Origin of the sequence: Photobacterium kagoshimensis, from assembly GCF_050337045.1 — a bacterium.
GTDB lineage: Bacteria > Pseudomonadota > Gammaproteobacteria > Enterobacterales > Vibrionaceae > Photobacterium > Photobacterium kagoshimensis.
In genome coordinates, this window is sequence record NZ_JAKJSO010000031.1 from 15316 (window position 1) to 31980 (window position 16665).

The 16665-nt window shown below is 46.3% G+C and carries 10 protein-coding genes, 6 tRNA genes and 2 rRNA genes; 7 read left to right on the forward strand and 11 right to left on the reverse strand.

Annotated elements, in window-relative coordinates; all coding sequences use genetic code 11:
- Positions 1–23 precede the first annotated feature (23 nt).
- The 6 genes from L4C35_RS22195 to L4C35_RS22220 form a co-directional block, all read right to left on the reverse strand.
- Positions 24–1742, reverse strand: a complete 1719-nt coding sequence (locus L4C35_RS22195) for a dipeptide ABC transporter ATP-binding protein (RefSeq protein WP_428464909.1) — start codon at positions 1740–1742, stop codon at positions 24–26.
- Positions 1743–2968: 1226 nt separating this feature from the next.
- Positions 2969–3045, reverse strand: a tRNA-Pro gene (locus L4C35_RS22200).
- A 53-nt stretch (positions 3046–3098) separates the two neighbouring features.
- Positions 3099–3174: transfer RNA gene (locus tag L4C35_RS22205), tRNA-His, on the reverse strand.
- Between the two features lie 9 nt (positions 3175–3183).
- A tRNA-Pro gene (locus L4C35_RS22210) sits at positions 3184–3260 on the reverse strand.
- A gap of 63 nt (positions 3261–3323) precedes the next feature.
- A tRNA-His gene (locus L4C35_RS22215) sits at positions 3324–3399 on the reverse strand.
- 41 nt (positions 3400–3440) lie between these two features.
- Positions 3441–3517, reverse strand: a tRNA-Arg gene (locus L4C35_RS22220).
- Positions 3518–3806: 289 nt separating this feature from the next.
- Between L4C35_RS22220 and L4C35_RS22225 the strand changes: the two genes are divergently transcribed.
- Positions 3807–4214: a c-type cytochrome gene (locus tag L4C35_RS22225; RefSeq protein ID WP_428464910.1), complete on the forward strand. Its 408-nt coding sequence runs from the start codon at positions 3807–3809 to the stop codon at positions 4212–4214.
- Positions 4215–4306: 92 nt separating this feature from the next.
- Here L4C35_RS22225 and rep read toward each other — a convergent pair whose 3' ends face one another.
- Positions 4307–6322, reverse strand: a complete 2016-nt coding sequence (rep, locus tag L4C35_RS22230; RefSeq protein ID WP_428464911.1) for a DNA helicase Rep — start codon at positions 6320–6322, stop codon at positions 4307–4309.
- Between the two features lie 213 nt (positions 6323–6535).
- On the opposite strand from rep, the gene L4C35_RS22235 reads away from it, so the two are divergent.
- The 4 genes from L4C35_RS22235 (at position 6536) to ubiK (ending at position 11763) form a co-directional block, all read left to right on the forward strand.
- Positions 6536–7105 (forward strand): TetR/AcrR family transcriptional regulator, encoded by a 570-nt coding sequence (locus L4C35_RS22235; RefSeq protein ID WP_428464912.1) that lies wholly within the window; start codon positions 6536–6538, stop codon positions 7103–7105.
- Between the two features lie 25 nt (positions 7106–7130).
- A complete protein-coding gene (locus L4C35_RS22240; RefSeq protein WP_428464913.1) occupies positions 7131–8237 on the forward strand; it encodes an efflux RND transporter periplasmic adaptor subunit in 1107 nt (368 codons plus the stop codon).
- 12 nt (positions 8238–8249) lie between these two features.
- Positions 8250–11366 (forward strand): multidrug efflux RND transporter permease subunit, encoded by a 3117-nt coding sequence (locus L4C35_RS22245; RefSeq protein ID WP_428464914.1) that lies wholly within the window; start codon positions 8250–8252, stop codon positions 11364–11366.
- A 127-nt stretch (positions 11367–11493) separates the two neighbouring features.
- Entirely contained in the window at positions 11494–11763 is a 270-nt protein-coding gene (gene ubiK / locus L4C35_RS22250; RefSeq protein WP_048901059.1) for a ubiquinone biosynthesis accessory factor UbiK, read from the forward strand.
- Between the two features lie 217 nt (positions 11764–11980).
- Here the strand turns inward: ubiK and ilvC are convergent, their stop codons facing one another.
- Positions 11981–13465: a ketol-acid reductoisomerase gene (gene ilvC / locus L4C35_RS22255; protein ID WP_428464915.1), complete on the reverse strand. Its 1485-nt coding sequence runs from the start codon at positions 13463–13465 to the stop codon at positions 11981–11983.
- Between the two features lie 129 nt (positions 13466–13594).
- On the opposite strand from ilvC, the gene ilvY reads away from it, so the two are divergent.
- Complete coding sequence (gene ilvY, locus L4C35_RS22260; RefSeq protein WP_428464917.1) at positions 13595–14464, forward strand: HTH-type transcriptional activator IlvY; 870 nt, start codon at positions 13595–13597, stop codon at positions 14462–14464.
- 35 nt (positions 14465–14499) lie between these two features.
- Entirely contained in the window at positions 14500–15705 is a 1206-nt protein-coding gene (locus L4C35_RS22265) for a Rossmann-fold NAD(P)-binding domain-containing protein (protein ID WP_428464916.1), read from the forward strand.
- A gap of 305 nt (positions 15706–16010) precedes the next feature.
- Here the strand turns inward: L4C35_RS22265 and L4C35_RS22270 are convergent.
- From L4C35_RS22270 to L4C35_RS22280, 3 genes are all read right to left on the reverse strand, one after another.
- Positions 16011–16087 (reverse strand) — tRNA-Asp (locus L4C35_RS22270).
- 67 nt (positions 16088–16154) lie between these two features.
- Positions 16155–16270, reverse strand: a 5S ribosomal RNA gene (gene rrf, locus L4C35_RS22275).
- Between the two features lie 128 nt (positions 16271–16398).
- Positions 16399–16665 (reverse strand): 23S ribosomal RNA (locus tag L4C35_RS22280); the annotation flags it as partial.

A 16665-nucleotide genomic window follows, 5' to 3' on the forward strand; every position in this document is an offset into this window, starting at 1 on the left:
TCGCAGCCAAGCAGCGCTCGTTATTATGCGAGTTTCAGCCCTTCTTGGCTCATCCCTTTAAATTCAGGCATCAGCGAAATCAAGTGCTGACTGTATTCATGTTGTGGATTGGTAAACAGCTGCTCGGTCGGTGAGACTTCCAACAGGGTCCCTTTTTGCATCACCCCTATACGATCACACATCTGACGAATCACAGGCAAATCATGGCTGATAAACAGCATGGTAAGGTTAAGTTCGTCTTGCAGATCTTTAAGTAAGTTAAGGATCTGCGCTTGTACTGACACATCTAAGGCTGAAGTGGGCTCATCACAAATCAACAAACGCGGACGGGTTGCTAACGCACGCGCAATCGAAATTCGTTGGCGCTGACCACCAGAGAATTCATGTGGGTATTTCACACTGGCGGCACGACCAAGACCAACATGATCCAGCAAGTCATGGACGATTTGGCGGGTCTGCGCTTCGTTTTCCGTTAAGCGATGAAAACGAATAGGTTCGGCAATGATGTCGAAAATCTTCATCCGCGGATTCATGGATGAATACGGGTTCTGGAATACCATCTGCATCTGGCGACGCAACGGGCGACGCTCTTTTTCGCTCTTCAGGGCCGTCAGATCAATCCCTTCAAACACCACCTTACCTGAGTTTGGCGGGTATAGACCGGCGATAACGCGAGCAATGGTCGATTTACCAGAGCCTGATTCGCCCACCAACCCAAAGGTTTCCCCTTCAGTGATCTCAAAGCTGACATTATTGGAGGCTTGGACATACTCACGGCGGCTTTCAAAAAACGAATCTTTGGTCGTAAAACGCAGATTAACGTTTTCAACTTGCAGTAACGCGCCAGTGTAACTGCGCTGATCTTCACTTTGTCCTAGCCAATGATTTTTGACATCCAATTGCGTCATTTCTTGCGCTTCTTCGATGTAATTCACCAGTGGGAAGCGATCGAGTTTGACATCGGAACGCGGTACCGCGGAAATCAAACTCTGCGTATAAGGATGGTTAGGGCGACCAAGGACTTGCTCTGTGGTACCGATTTCAACCAAATCACCGCGATACATTACCGCGACGCGATCCGTCACATTCGCAACGACACCCATATCGTGCGTTACCAACATACAACCGACGTTTTTCTTAATGCATAAGTCACGGATCAGGGTAAGAATTTGGTCTTGGATTGAAACATCCAATGCCGTGGTAGGTTCATCAGCAATGATTAAATCAGGCTCGCCTGATAAGGCGATCGCAATAACAACACGTTGACGCATACCGCCTGAAAACTGGTGTGGATATTGTTTAATACGCAATTCTGGCTCAGGGATCCCCACTTGTTCCATCAAGTTAATGGCACGCGTGTAAGCCTCTTTTGCACTGACATCTAAATTCGTCAGAATTGTTTCGGTAAGCTGCTGCTCAACGGTAAACAGTGGATTAAGCGATGTCATCGGGTCTTGGAAAATAAATCCAATTTTCGAGCCACGGACTTTTCGCATAGCCTCTGAGCTCAGCCCCGAGATTTGCTCCCCATCAAGAAAGACATCACCACTGGCAATTTGCCCTGGCGGGCTTAGCAAATCAATCACAGCATTCCCTACTGTAGATTTACCTGCACCTGACTCCCCCACCACGCCCACAATTTCACCGCGGTCTATCGAAAATGACAGTGATTTTACTGCCGCATGTATACCGTGACGAGATGGATATTCGATACGGAGATTTTTTACTTCTAATAACGCCATTACCAGACCTCAACTGCTCGGCAGCTTTCTGCCCTGTCTGAAAAACTGAATCCATTCATTTTCAGTACAAATGGCTGGACATTTGTACGCCCATCAATCTGTCAAAGATTTCACAGAAAATCAACAAAACAAGCTAAAAAACTGATCGATAGTCATAATATCGAATAAAAAATCACATCAACAAGAAAAGCAAGGACAGTAAAACATACTTAGCCCCCTAACTCAGCGCCTTCAAATAAGCATTTAACAGTAGATATCACTCATAAAGGCATTTACCCCTATCAGACAAGCATGCATAAAACCCCATTTACACCAAAGATAAAATTAACAAACCCACAACAAGCCATCGTTTATCAATAATCTGGTATATTCATTTACTTCAAAGTAAGTAACCCCGATCAACATCTAGACTTATGGCTTTGCGCTAGTGAAATTCACTTACCATTTTTGTGGCTTTTCACGCCGGAGTTTAAAGAGACTAAAAACACAGACCTTCAATAAAGAAGAGTTAAAAGAGAGAAAAATAAGAAAACAAAGCAAGAGCTGAAGTGATAGAAAGTCGATTTTGAGTATCAGGTTTCACCTGCTTGGGTTTATTACAATTACCCCCAGCTCGACTAACAACTTTTTATTCAGCACATACGAAAAAAGCCTCGTCTTTCGACGAGGCTTTCAAATGATGGTCGGTGAAGAGCTGAGTTTGAACATCAGGGAACCCCCGACCCATGCTTTGGCTATTACACATAGATCAGTAACCCAATTTTCTTTCGCACATACGAAAAAAGCCTCGTCTTTCGACGAAGCTTTCAAATGATGATTGGTGAAGAGCTGAGTTTGAACATCAGGGAACCCCCGACCCATGCTTTGGCTATTACACATAGATCGGTAACCCAATTTTCTTTCGCACATACGAAAAAAGCCTCGTCTTTCGACGAGACTTTCAAATGATGATTGGTGAAGAGCTGAGTTTGAACATCAGAGAACCCCCGACCCATGCTTTGGCTATTACACATAGATCGGTAACCCAATTTTCTTTCACACATACGAAAAAAGCCTCGTCTTTCGACGAGGCTTTTAAATGATGATTGGTGAAGAGCTGAGTTTGAACATCAGAGAACCCCCAACCCACGCTTTGCTCTCTTCATTAGTAATGTGTTTGCTCTACTAACAAATTTTATTCTGCACATACGAAAAAAGCCTCGTCTTTCGACGAGGCTTTTAAATGATGGTCGGTGAAGAGGGATTCGAACCCCCGACCCTCTGGTCCCAAACCAGATGCGCTACCAAGCTGCGCTATTCACCGAGCATGTTTTAGGCTCTTACAGTGCCAAGGGAATGTAAAACATTACCTGAATATGGGGTGGCTAACGAGGCTTGAACTCGCGACAACCGGAATCACAATCCGGGACTCTACCAACTGAGCTATAGCCACCAATGTAAGTGGTCGGTGAAGAGGGATTCGAACCCCCGACCCTCTGGTCCCAAACCAGATGCGCTACCAAGCTGCGCTATTCACCGACGAAATCTGTTTTAAGTCTTAAAGACTGTGAACACTGATGATAACATCAATCTTCTAAAATATGGGGTGGCTAACGAGGCTTGAACTCGCGACAACCGGAATCACAATCCGGGACTCTACCAACTGAGCTATAGCCACCAATGTTTGTTACTGTGTATCTTTGCCAAATTTTTACCGGATGGTGCGCCCGAAAGGATTCGAACCTTCGACCTTTGGCTCCGGAGGCCAACGCTCTATCCAGCTGAGCTACGGGCGCCTTGCCCTATCGGCGGAGTCGAATATTACGGATATGGCTCCTCCTCGTCTAGTCTTTTTTTAAAGTTTTTTTCCGTTTGCTCTAAATATAGCCAAAGTGAGGTTGATTCGTATCATACAAACGCGGCTTGCTAGTTTCCCACAACAAATTTAGGCGATATAATCACTTGAGTGTTACATTTTAAACATTCTGTACATAATCATCGCCTTGTCTCAACAGACGATTATAAAAATTTACGACAAGACGGCTGTGACAATCACAAATAAACTGGAAGTGTAAGGTGAGCTCAATGGAATTATCTCTACGACAACTATTGGTTGCAGCCGTTGCTGCAGTTAGCGTTGCCGGTTCAGCAATGGCAGCTGATATGTCGGACGAGGCTATCGCAGAACGTATCAAACCCGTTGGGTCTGTGTATTTAGAAGGCGACGCTCCCGTGGTCGCTGTCGCTACTGGCCCACGAGATGGCAATACCGTCTATGGCACTTTCTGTATTGCTTGCCATGGCACAGGCGTAATGAGCGCGCCTAAGCTGGGTGATGCGGGCGACTGGAGCCCTCGACTTGCGAAAGGTATGGATGTATTAACCGATCACGCCGTGAATGGCTTTAATGCGATGCCAGCAAAAGGCTCGTGTATGGATTGTAGCGATGAGGAAATCGTTGCTGCTATCAATCACATGATAGAAGGGCTATAACGGGCTTATCCACCCGCTATAAGCACTACAGCGAAAAAAAGGGTTGATACTGTATATCAACCCTTTTCTTTACACCTTGCACAAGCTGCTTACTACTTTTTGAACATGGCACGAATGTTCGCAATATGGGCTTGGCCTTTTTGCATCCGTTCTTGCTGTGTCACTGGCGGCTTATCACTCTCCCACTGCAAATCATCGTGTGGCAACTCGTACAAGAAACGGCTTGGTTCTGGCTTAATCAGCTCACCATACTGACGGCGCTCTTTACACAAAGTAAACGTGAGCTCTTTCTGCGCACGCGTAATGCCCACATAGGCTAAGCGGCGTTCTTCTTCAACATTGTCTTCATCCACACTGGTTTGGTGCGGCAAAATGCCTTCTTCCGCTCCCACAAGGTACACATACGGGAACTCCAACCCTTTTGATGCATGCAATGTCATCAACTGCACTTGGTCGGCATCGTCATCGTCTTCCCCTCGTTCCATCATGTCACGCAGGGTTAAGCGCTGTACCACTTCTTTCAGGGTTTTGACCTCTTGGTCATAGTTATCACCTTCCAAATCAGCGGTGATCCAACTGTACAAATCAGAGACGTTCTTCATGCGCATCTCAGCCGCTTTCGGGCTTGGCGAGGTTTCGTATAGCCAATCTTCATAATGAATATCACGCACTAACTGGCGCACCGCCGCCACGGTATCGCCTCGCTCTGCGTTATCAGCCAATTCCACCACCCATCGAGTAAAACGTTGTAATGACTCTAAGCCCCGCCCCGTAAGGTGTTGCTCCAGTCCCATTTCAAAACTGGCCGCAAATAAGCTTTTTCCACGCATATTGGCGTAGGTTCCCAGCTTTTCGAGTGTCACAGGACCAATTTCACGACGTGGTGTATTCACCACACGCAAGAAAGCATTATCGTCATCTTGGTTAGTCAATAGACGCAAATAGGCCATGATGTCTTTGATTTCAGCCCGAGAGAAAAACGAAGTCCCGCCCGAAATTTTGTATGGAATCCGGTTTTGCATCAGGGCTTTTTCAAACAAGCGTGACTGATGATTACCGCGATACAAAATCGAATAATCTTTGTATTGGGTATTATTTAAGAAACGATGAGCAATCAATTCACCCACCACTTTCTCGGCTTCATGCTCTTCGTTTTTCGCCGTGATCACTTTCAATAGCTCACCGTCAGGGATCTCAGAAAACAGGGCTTTCTCAAAGATGTGAGGGTTATTGGCAATCAATATATTCGCGGTCCGCAAAATACGGCTGGTCGAACGGTAATTTTGTTCTAGCTTGATCACGCGTAGGCTTGGGAAGTCTTTATTGAGCAATACCAGGTTCTCTGGCTGGGCACCACGCCATGAGTAGATCGATTGGTCATCATCTCCAACCACGGTAAAACGCGAACGCTCACCCACCAGCAATTTTACGAAAATATATTGGCTGGTGTTGGTATCTTGGTATTCATCCACCAGCAAGTAGCGGATCTTGTTCTGCCAGCGCGCGCGGACTTCTTGATTATCACGTAGCAGTAGCACTGGCATTAGAATCAAGTCATCAAAATCGAGCGCGTTGTACGCCTTCATCTGGCGCTGATACATGTCGTAACAATGGGCAAACAGCTGATCACGTTCTGATTGGGCGTGCGCTTGCGCTTCTGCTGGCGACAGCATGTCATTTTTCCAATTAGAAATGGTCGACTGCAGCTGCTTAAGTAAGTCTTTATCGCCATCAAGCTCTTCGTCGGTCAGCTCTTTCAATAACGCCATCTGATCTTGGTCATCGAATAAAGAGAAGCTGGCTTTGATCCCCAACGCTTTATGCTCACGGCGAACAATGTCTAACCCCAAACGGTGGAAAGTCGACACCATTAGGCCTTTGGCTTCTTTCTTACCTAAGGTTTGACCAACACGCTCTTTCATTTCGCGCGCAGCTTTGTTGGTAAATGTCAGCGCCGCAATATTACGAGCCTTATAATCACAGTGTTGAACCAAGTAGGCGATCTTATTGGTAATTACTCGAGTTTTACCTGAGCCTGCGCCAGCAAGAACCAAACAAGGCCCTGCTATGTACTTAACTGCTTCTGTTTGCCGTGGGTTCAGTTTCATGAGCCTATCCTAAATGGTCCTAGTGTGATCAAGTTCGCACCTGTTGCTGCATTTTAACGGTTGTAGTTTGACTCGCAAGTCAGCAATGCAATATGCAAAACACTGCTTCTTCACGAATTAAAATGCTTGCACTCCATTGTGCCTAATCTACAATATCGGAATGAACATTCATTCATTACCTTTATTTACATTTTTTAAGAACCCAATCTGCCAATGAGTGATAAAAAAGAACGTATCCTGCAAGCAACCGAAAAACTGCTCGCCGAGTATGGTTTCCATGGCTTGTCGATGCAAATGGTTGCCAAAGAAGCAAAAGTAGCAGCAGGGACCATCTATCGCTACTTTGAAGATAAAGACGATTTACTGTATCAGCTCCATGACCATATTTTAGGTTATGTTGCAGAACGGTTAACTGCCAACGTATGTGATGACATGCCGCTCAAACAGCAGTTTCGCACCATGTGGCTCAATATTTGGGACATGGCCAGTCAAGGCGATGCCCCTTTAATCAATCGTGGACAATTTGAAAACCTACCGCGTCGCAATAGCCAAGAGCAGCGACAGTTAGAGAAACGAATGTTCGCGAAAGTAGACATCATGTTTGACCAAGGCAAAGCCAACGGACTGTTTAAAGATTTAGATAATGAAACTTTAAGCGTTCTGGGGCTTGAGCCAAGCGCCTGCCTAGCGCGTAAACATGTGAGAGGCGTTGTAACAGTCAGCGATGACGCTTTAGATGCGACCATCGAAGCCTGTTGGGACGCAATAACCAAGCACAATTAAATGAGACTCCGGAGCACACCATAAAATGAAAAAATGGATAGTGATGCTATTAATCGCAGTACTGCTGTTCGGTACTGTGATTGGCTTCAATCTGTTTAGACAACAGAAAATAGCAGAATACATGGCCAATATGCCTGAACCTGAATTCCCAGTCACAGTGGTGGATACAACCCCTGCACACTGGACACCAGCGATTGAAGCTATTGGTTTTATCGAGCCAAATCAAGGCGTGACTATTACATCGGAAGTGTCAGGTGTGATTCAAAGCATCGACTTTGACTCGGGTGTAGCAGTGAAAAAAGGACAACAACTTGTTGTGCTTGACTCAGACGTTGAAAAAGCCAACTTAAAGAGTAAAGAAGCGCGTCTACCAGCAGCAAAAGCTAAGTACATTCGCTACCAAGGCCTATACAAAAAAGGGTCTATCTCTAAAGAAGCTTACGATGACGCTGAAGCGGCTTACTTCTCATTAGGGGCGGATATCGAAAGCCAAAAAGCCACCATCGACCGTCGCCATATCAAAGCCCCTTTCGATGGTGTTGTGGGTCTACGTAACGTCTTCCTTGGTCAATACATTCAGCCAAGCAACGACATCGTTCGCCTAGAAGATACCACCCTGATGAAGCTTCGCTTTACTGTGCCACAAACGGATATCTCTGATATTCACCTGGGCCAGAAAATTAAAATCTTTGTCGACTCTTACCCTGAAACATCATTTGACGGTCAAATCAGTGCAATCGAGCCTGCCGTAAACTACCAAAGTGGTTTAATCCAAGTTCAAGCTGATATTCCTAACAATGGTGGTCGTCTACGTAGCGGTATGTTTGCTCGTGCTCACATCATCCTACCAACACTTGAAAACCAAATGGTACTGCCACAAACAGCCATCACATATACCCTTTACGGTGACAATGTGTACTTGGTAAATAAAGACGACAAAGGTGCACTACGTGTTCGCCAATCAGTTGTTAAAGTGGGTGAACGTAAAGGCGAAGTTGTACATATCTTGGATGGTGTAAAAGCCGGCGACCAAGTTGTGACATCTGGTCAAGTACGTCTGAGTAATGACGCAAAAGTACGCATCGTAGAAAGTGATGTACTCAAAGCGCCAGCAGAAACACCGATGCTGTAATCCGGAGGATTAATGCGTTTTACTGATGTTTTTATTAAGCGTCCTGTTCTAGCGGTATCAATCAGCTTTCTGATTGCCCTGCTCGGCCTGCAAGCTATCTTCAAGATGCAGGTTCGTGAATACCCGAACATGACCAATACTGTGGTAACGGTTTCGACCAGTTACTACGGTGCAAGTGCCGATCTTATCCAAGGCTTCATCACGCAGCCTCTGGAACAAGCGGTCGCCCAAGCCGATAATATCGACTTTATGACTTCATCGTCCGTACTGGGTAAATCAACCATTACTGTCACCATGAAGCTAAACACCGATCCGAATGCAGCCTTGGCAGATATTCTGGCAAAAACTAACTCGGTACGTTCTCAGTTACCGAAAGAGTCTGAAGATCCAACCGTTACCATGTCGACTGGCTCGACAACCGCGGTAATGTACATTGGTTTCACCAGTGACGAGTTAGTATCAAGCCAGATCACCGATTACCTTGAGCGAGTTATCAACCCGCAGCTATTCACGGTTAACGGTGTGTCTAAAGTTGATTTGTACGGTGGTATGAAATACGCGCTACGCGTATGGCTAGATCCTGCAAAAATGGCGGCGTACAAGCTAACAGCAACTGATGTTATGCAAGTACTTAACGCTAACAACTACCAATCAGCAACGGGTCAAGCGACAGGTGAATTTGTTCTGTACAACGGTACAGCAGACACCCAAGTGAGCAACACCGATGAGCTAGAGAAGCTAGTCGTATCCACCAAGAAAGGTCAAGTGATCCGCCTAGGGGATATTGCGAAAGTTAGCCTAGAGAAGAGCCACGATGTTTACCGTGCCTCTGCCAATGGTGAAGAAGCCGTTGTTGCTGCGATTAACGCCGCCCCAAGTGCTAACCCAATTAACATCGCTGCTGATGTACTTGATTTGCTACCTCAGCTGGAGAAAAACCTGCCAGCTAACATCAAGATGAACATCATGTACGATTCTACGATTGCGATTAACGAGTCAATCAACGAGGTTATTAAAACCATCGCGGAAGCGGCCCTTATCGTACTTGTGGTTATCACCCTGTTCCTCGGTTCATTCCGTGCGGTTATCATTCCAATTGTTACTATTCCACTGTCTCTGATTGGTGTGGCGATGGTAATGCAAGCATTTGGTTTCTCTTGGAACCTGATGACACTGTTGGCAATGGTATTGGCTATCGGTCTCGTGGTCGATGATGCAATCGTGGTACTAGAAAACGTCGACCGCCATATCAAGCTCGGTGAATCACCATTTCGTGCGGCCATTATTGGTACGCGTGAAATCGCGGTACCTGTCATCGCAATGACCCTCACGCTGGGTGCGGTATATGCGCCAATCGCGATGATGGGGGGTATTACGGGCTCGCTGTTTAAAGAGTTCGCATTAACCCTTGCAGGTGCGGTATTTGTATCAGGTGTAGTGGCACTAACATTGTCGCCGATGATGTGTTCAAAAATGCTGAAGGCCAACGAAAAGCCAAGCAAATTTGAAACGACAGTGCATAGCTTCCTTGATCGTATGACAGCACGCTACGAGAAAATGCTTGGCGGTATCATGAAGATGCGCCCAGTGGTACTTGTACTTGCTGCGATTGTTTTCACTGCGCTACCTCTGCTATTTAAGTTTATCCCAAGTGAACTTGCCCCAGCAGAAGATAAAGGTGTATTGATGATGATGGGGACAGCGCCGTCAACGGCCAACCTTGATTACGTCGAAAACACCATGAAAAAAGTAAACAGCATGCTAACCGAACAAGATGAGGTAGCATTTGCGCAGGTTTTCTCTGGTGTGCCGAACTCAAACCAAGCTTTTGGTATTGCGTCTATGGTGCCATGGAGCGAGCGTGATACAAGCCAAGCAGAGGTTGTTAAGCGTGTCACTGGTTTAGTGAAAGACATCCCTGAAATGGCGGTAACCGCCTTCCAGATGCCAGAACTACCTGGTGCTGGCTCAGGTCTTCCGATCCAGTTTGTTATCACAACGCCAAACCACTTCGAAAGCTTATTCCAAGTCGCGACCGATATTCTGGGTGATGTGAAAACAAACCCGCTGTTCGTGTACTCAGATCTTGATCTGAATTACGACTCAGCAACAATGAAGATCAACATCGATAAAGATAAAGCGGGTGCTTACGGTGTGACCATGCAAGACATTGGTATGACCCTAAGTACTATGATGGCTGATGGTTATGTTAACCGTATTGACTTGAACGGGCGCTCATACGAAGTGATCCCGCAAGTTGAACGCCGTTACCGTTTAAACCCTGAGTCAATCAAAGGTTACTACGTACGTGCCGCAGATGGTGAGGCTATCCCTCTGGGCAGTTTGATCACCATTGATGTTGTGGCTGAGCCTCGTTCGCTTCCACACTTCAACCAGCTGAACTCAGCAACCATAGGTGCGGTTCCTGCACCAGGTACAGCAATGGGTGATGCAATTTCATGGTTTGAATCTACCGCGGCACAAAAACTACCATCAGGCTACCAATATGATTTCATGGGGGCTTCTCGTCAGTTCGTAACCGAAGGTAATGCACTGTTCACCACTTTCTTACTGGCACTGGCTATCATCTTCTTGGTACTGGCGATTCAGTTTGAATCGGTACGAGATCCACTGGTTATCATGGTTTCTGTACCATTGGCAATTTGTGGTGCCTTGATTGCATTGGCATGGGGCGCAGCCTCAATGAACATCTACTCGCAAGTAGGCTTGATCACCCTTATCGGTTTGATCACCAAGCACGGTATCTTGATTTGTGAGGTAGCAAAAGAAGAACAGCTACATCACCAAAAAGACCGTATGGCAGCAGTAATGGAGGCGGCAAAAGTGCGTCTGCGTCCAATCCTGATGACCACAGCTGCGATGATTGCAGGCTTAATCCCACTGCTTTACGCAACAGGTGCTGGTGCAGCACAACGCTTCAGTATTGGTATTGTTATCGTATCTGGTCTTGCGATCGGTACTATCTTTACCCTGTTCGTACTGCCGGTGATCTACACCTACCTAGCAAGTATCCATAAGCCGCTACCAATTTTTGTCGAGGACAAAGATCTGGAAAAGCTTAAACGAGCTGATGAAGCGCGTAATGCACTGAAAGCTCGCGATTGCTAAATAACAATCCTGAAATTAAGAGGCCGCCCTGTGCGGCCTCTTTTATTTTCGCGATTCAACCACGACAATCACCTCGGCATTGCATAAAATGACCACAACTAAGATTAGTCGCCACGGAGCCCATGCTATGTTCGATCCAAAGAAACTAGAACAAGTCGCTAAACAGATTCATGAATCAATGCCGCAACCTGTAAAAGAATTAGGTAACGACGTTGAACAGAAAGTTCGTCAGGTTATTCAAGCGCAACTAGGCAAACTAGACGTTGTAAACCGCGAAGAATTCGACGTGCAAACTCAAGTCTTGCTACGTACTCGCCAGAAACTGGCAGAGATGGAGCAAAAGCTAGCAGATCTTGAAGCTAAGCTAACAGCAAAAGCAGAAGACAAAGACGCATAATTCTTGCTTTTTCTGCCCCAAAAACACAAAAGGCTTGGTCTCAGACCAAGCCTTTTTATTTATAGTCCCGTCCTGAACCTGAAAGCAGTTAGTACGAAACCAATGATTGGAAAGTGTAATTACGCCGGGATAACGCTTTAATTCAAGAAGAAGGCGCGCAGTTTACGAACGTAAATGAGCACCTTCGACGCAGAAGTAAAACGTTAGACCCAGTAATTTAGCCACCAACCGCGATACGCTTCATATCCGTCATATACCCACGTAGCTCTTGACCAATCCACTCAACTGGGTGAGTGCGCAGCGCTTCATTCACATCGATCAGAATTTGGTTATCAACGTAATTGCTTGTTTCGCCTAAGCCTTTACCGATCACATCGGTATCTACATTTGGCATAAACTTCTCGCGCAGTAGCGGTGTCGCTACGTTAGCAAACAAGTAGTTACCGTACTCAGCAGTATCAGAGATCACCACGTTCATCTCGTACAGGCGCTTACGTGCGATTGTATTGGCGATCAGTGGTAGCTCGTGCAGTGACTCGTAGTAGGCCGACTCTTCGATGATGCCAGATGCTGTCATGGCCTCAAACGCCAGCTCGACACCTGCGCGTACCATCGCCACCATCACGATGCCATTATCAAAGTATTCTTGCTCTGAAATTTCGATATCAGACTCAGGGTAGTTTTCAAACGCGGTTTCAGCCGTTTCACCACGCCAGCCTAGTAGTTCTGCATCATCATTGGCCCAGTCAGCCATCATGGTTGACGAGAAATGACCCGTGATAATGTCGTCCATGTGCTTGTTGTACAGTGGACGCATTAGCTCTTTCAGCTCTTCAGATAACTCAAAGGCTTTTACTTTCGCTGGATTTGATAGGCGATCCATCATGTGCGTGATGCCACCAAACTTCAGTGCTTCTGTGATGGTTTCCCAGCCATATTGCAGCAGCTTACCTGCGTATTCAGGTGCAATACCGTCAGCAATCATCTTCTCATAACACACGATAGAGCCAGCTTGTAGCATGCCACATAGAATCGTCTGCTCACCCATTAGGTCAGACTTCACTTCCGCCACAAACGATGATTCTAAGCAACCCGCACGGTGACCACCTGTTGCAGCAGCCCAGGCTTTCGCAATATCAAGGCCATCACCTTGTGGATCATTTTCTGGGTGAACAGCGATCAAGGTTGGAACACCAAAACCACGCTTATATTCTTCGCGAACTTCGGTACCAGGACACTTAGGCGCAACCATAACAACCGTCAAATCAGGACGAATCTGCATGCCTTCTTCAACGATATTAAAACCGTGAGAATAACCCAGTGCAGCACCTTCTTTCATTAGCGGCATCACCGTCTCAACAACATTGGTGTGTTGCTTATCTGGCGTTAGGTTTACCACTAAATCAGCCTGTGGGATCAAGGTTTCATAGCTACCGACTGTGAAACCATTCTCTTTGGCATTTTTGTATGACTGACGCTGCTCATCAATCGCCGCCTGACGCAGTGCGTATGACACATCCAACCCAGAATCACGCATGTTTAAACCTTGGTTTAAGCCCTGCGCACCACAACCGACAATCACCACTTTTTTACCTTTCAGGTAATCAGCTTCAGTTGCAAACTCAGCACGATCCATAAAGCGGCAGCGGCCTAGTTGGTCTAGCTGTTGGCGTAGATTTAAGGTGTTGAAATAATTAGCCATAACACAAACTCCGTGAGTACTTATCCTTGGGTCGACATCGTTGTCGAATACTTCGATAGTAGATCAGGTGTTTTGTTGCTTAAAGTGATATATTCACAACAACTTATTGCAAAAAATGCAACATGGATGATGAATATAAAAAATTTGCAGTTTTTTCTGCACCTGTGTGACTCAAAAAGTTTTAGTCAAACGGCACAAGCAATGCACATTAGTCCGTCAGCATTAAGCCGTATTATCCAGCGCTTAGAAGAAGACATAGGTCAACCGTTGTTCCTGAGGGATAACCGCAGCGTTGAGCTCACCTCAAGTGGCAAGAAGTTTGTCCCTGTTGCCGCAGGTATTGTCGGCAGCTGGCAAGAATTCAAACTGCAACTCACCCAAGATCATCAACTACTAGAAGGAAAACTAAAGTTATTTTGCTCAGTCACCGCCAGCTATAGCCATTTGCCTCAAATTTTGCATGACTTTCGCCAACAGCACCCTCAGGTTGAAATCCAGCTCACAACCGGTGATCCCGCCCAAGCGATAGAAAAGGTTATTGCTGGAGATGTTGATATCGCCATTGCCGCGCAGCCGCTCCAACTACCGAAAAAGCTCACCTTTATTGAATTAGACAAAGTGCCACTCTCGGTTATTTTACCGCTTATCCCGCCACCGACCTTACAAAAATCCCTTAGCAACAAGCCAGATTGGCAGTCACTTCCTTTTATTTTGCCTGAATCAGGCCCTGCACGAGAGCGTGCTGATAAGTGGCTAAAACAAAAGAAAATAAAACCAAACATATATGCACAAATTGCTGGGCACGAAGCAATAGTTAGCATGGTAGCATTAGGGTGCGGTATCGGGATTGCCCCCGATGTTGTTATCGACAATAGCCCTATGGGTGACAAGGTTCAGCGACGCCATAACGAAAACATAGAGCCACTGAACCTTGGGCTTTGCTGCAAGCAAAGTCGTCAGCAAGAACCCTTACTTCACGCTTTATTACAGTTGTTTTGAGAGGCAGTGCTCATCAGGCAACAAGGAACCCAGTAATGCCAAGCCCAATACTCACTCACAGCTACTACTCTGACTTTTTCGCCCACAAAGGTTATGCCTTTCTCAAAAAAATAGCGGCAGATTACACCCCACCTTCCAATCTGGTCATTTTTTCCGTCATGCACTGTTATGAAGGTTCGCTGCCCTACATCAATGTGCTGGCCGAATTAGCTGATAGCCTTGTTTTCATCCCTAAAAGTGCCACCGCAGAACAAAACCAAGCATTAAAGGAAACGATCCAGACCATTCCACACTGCAATATTGTGGATGATCGTTTCAATAAGCAAAGCTTGAGAGATCCTTTGGTCGCTGAGGCGCTGATCCGCCAATCGATCAGTGCTGATAGCCAGTTTTTGATCCTCGATCATGGTGGCTACTTCTCCCATGCTATCGAGCACCTGAGCCAAGTATTTGCAGAGCAATGTGTTGGTATAACCGAACTCACCGCTAACGGACTCTATAAATACCTCAATAAATCATTCGATAAACCTCTCGTTACCGTCTCTCACCTCAGTATCAAAGCACCTGCCGACTACGAAGCATCTGAATGTATCGTCCATTATTCGGATCAAATACTGCGTGAAGAGTTTGGCCTAAAAATCAACAACGATGAGTTTCTTAAAGTAGGGGTGATTGGCGCAGGTAATCTCGGCCGTGGCGTCATCCAATACTTAAAAGGTAAAGGGATAAGCTGTATTCAAGTTGCCGACATAGATTCACGCAAGCTCACCCAATTTCCTCGTAATGGGGTACAAGTTAGCTCCATCGAAAGGTTGGTCAGTCAATGCAATATGTTGTTCTGCTGTACTGGAAACGGGGCTTTATCTGAAGCGTTACTGGATAACCTAGATAAAAGCGTCTTTATCGCCACTGTTACCTCAGCGGACGATGAATTACGATTGCCAGAACTTATCGCAAGTGGGGCTTTGATTGAGGTGGGTGGCAATAACTTAGTACGTGAATACCACACCCGTAATAAACAGAGTCTCTATTTATTAGCAGGTGGTGAATCGGCCAACACCCCATTTAAAACTGGGATGGGAGACCCAACTCTCTACTTATTTGAAGCGGCACATATGCTGGCAGGATTACAGCTACTTGAAGATAGACATGGCTTTAAAGCCGGTATTCAAGCACTCAGTGAAACCGATGAAATCATGATTGCCGAACGCTGGCTCCGTCATTTTTATAATTACGGCTAAGCCGAGACCACAGCACTATTGTTATTTAAGCCCGCACCGCGGGCTTTTTCATAAATTTCAGACGTAAAAAAGCCCAAGTCGTACTTTCTTATTTGCGAACAAAAGGGGACTTAGTATCAGTGGCGAAGCGGACGGGACTTTATATCGATAAACTGCCACACCGAAAATCAGCGCGCCCCCCGGCGTGATAGGCCGCCGCCTTCAAGGTAAAGAGGCTAACCAACTGAACGACCGCTGCCGCGCCATGATTCGTCAAAGTACAAACGTAAAAAAGCCCGAGTCGTAAGACTCGGGCTTAGTATAAGTGGCGGAGCGGACGGGACTCGAACCCGCGACCCCCGGCGTGACAGGCCGGTATTCTAACCAACTGAACTACCGCTCCACACGGTGATAAACAGTTGCCTGTCTATCCGATATTCACCGTTCAAGAATGAATATCTAAATTTGAAGCCTGGCGATGACCTACTCTCACATGGGGAGACCCCACACTACCATCGGCGCTATTACGTTTCACTACTGAGTTCGGCATGGGATCAGGTGGGTCCATAATGCTATGGTCGCCAAGCAAATTCGGTTTTATTTACCGCCGTCAGGCGATAAATACAATCTGGGAAAATCTAACTAGTGTTTACAATATCGTTCAAACACGTCATTCAAGTGCTTATGGAGTCCGTAAAACCCCTTGGGTGTTGTATGGTTAAGCCTCACGGGCAATTAGTACAGGTTAGCTCAATGCCTCGCAGCACTTACACACCCTGCCTATCAACGTCGTAGTCTTCGACAACCCTTTAGAGACCTTAAAGGTCTAGAGATGACTCATCTTGAGGCTCGCTTCGCGCTTAGATGCTTTCAGCGCTTATCGATTCCGAACGTAGCTACCGGGCAATGCGATTGGCATCACAACCCGAACACCAGCGGTTCGTCCACTCCGGTCCTCTCGTACTAGGAGCAGCCCCTCTC

What these genes read in the sequence shown, in the direction of transcription:
- L4C35_RS22195 (WP_428464909.1), bottom strand. Translation starts at nt 1,742, where the DNA reads ATGGCGTTATTAGAAGTAAAAAATCTCCGTATCGAATATCCATCTCGT.
- L4C35_RS22225 (WP_428464910.1), top strand. Translation starts at nt 3,807, where the DNA reads ATGGAATTATCTCTACGACAACTATTGGTTGCAGCCGTTGCTGCAGTT.
- rep (WP_428464911.1), bottom strand. Translation starts at nt 6,322, where the DNA reads ATGAAACTGAACCCACGGCAAACAGAAGCAGTTAAGTACATAGCAGGG.
- L4C35_RS22235 (WP_428464912.1), top strand. Translation starts at nt 6,536, where the DNA reads ATGAGTGATAAAAAAGAACGTATCCTGCAAGCAACCGAAAAACTGCTC.
- L4C35_RS22240 (WP_428464913.1), top strand. Translation starts at nt 7,131, where the DNA reads ATGAAAAAATGGATAGTGATGCTATTAATCGCAGTACTGCTGTTCGGT.
- L4C35_RS22245 (WP_428464914.1), top strand. Translation starts at nt 8,250, where the DNA reads ATGCGTTTTACTGATGTTTTTATTAAGCGTCCTGTTCTAGCGGTATCA.
- ubiK (WP_048901059.1), top strand. Translation starts at nt 11,494, where the DNA reads ATGTTCGATCCAAAGAAACTAGAACAAGTCGCTAAACAGATTCATGAA.
- ilvC (WP_428464915.1), bottom strand. Translation starts at nt 13,465, where the DNA reads ATGGCTAATTATTTCAACACCTTAAATCTACGCCAACAGCTAGACCAA.
- ilvY (WP_428464917.1), top strand. Translation starts at nt 13,595, where the DNA reads ATGAATATAAAAAATTTGCAGTTTTTTCTGCACCTGTGTGACTCAAAA.
- L4C35_RS22265 (WP_428464916.1), top strand. Translation starts at nt 14,500, where the DNA reads ATGCCAAGCCCAATACTCACTCACAGCTACTACTCTGACTTTTTCGCC.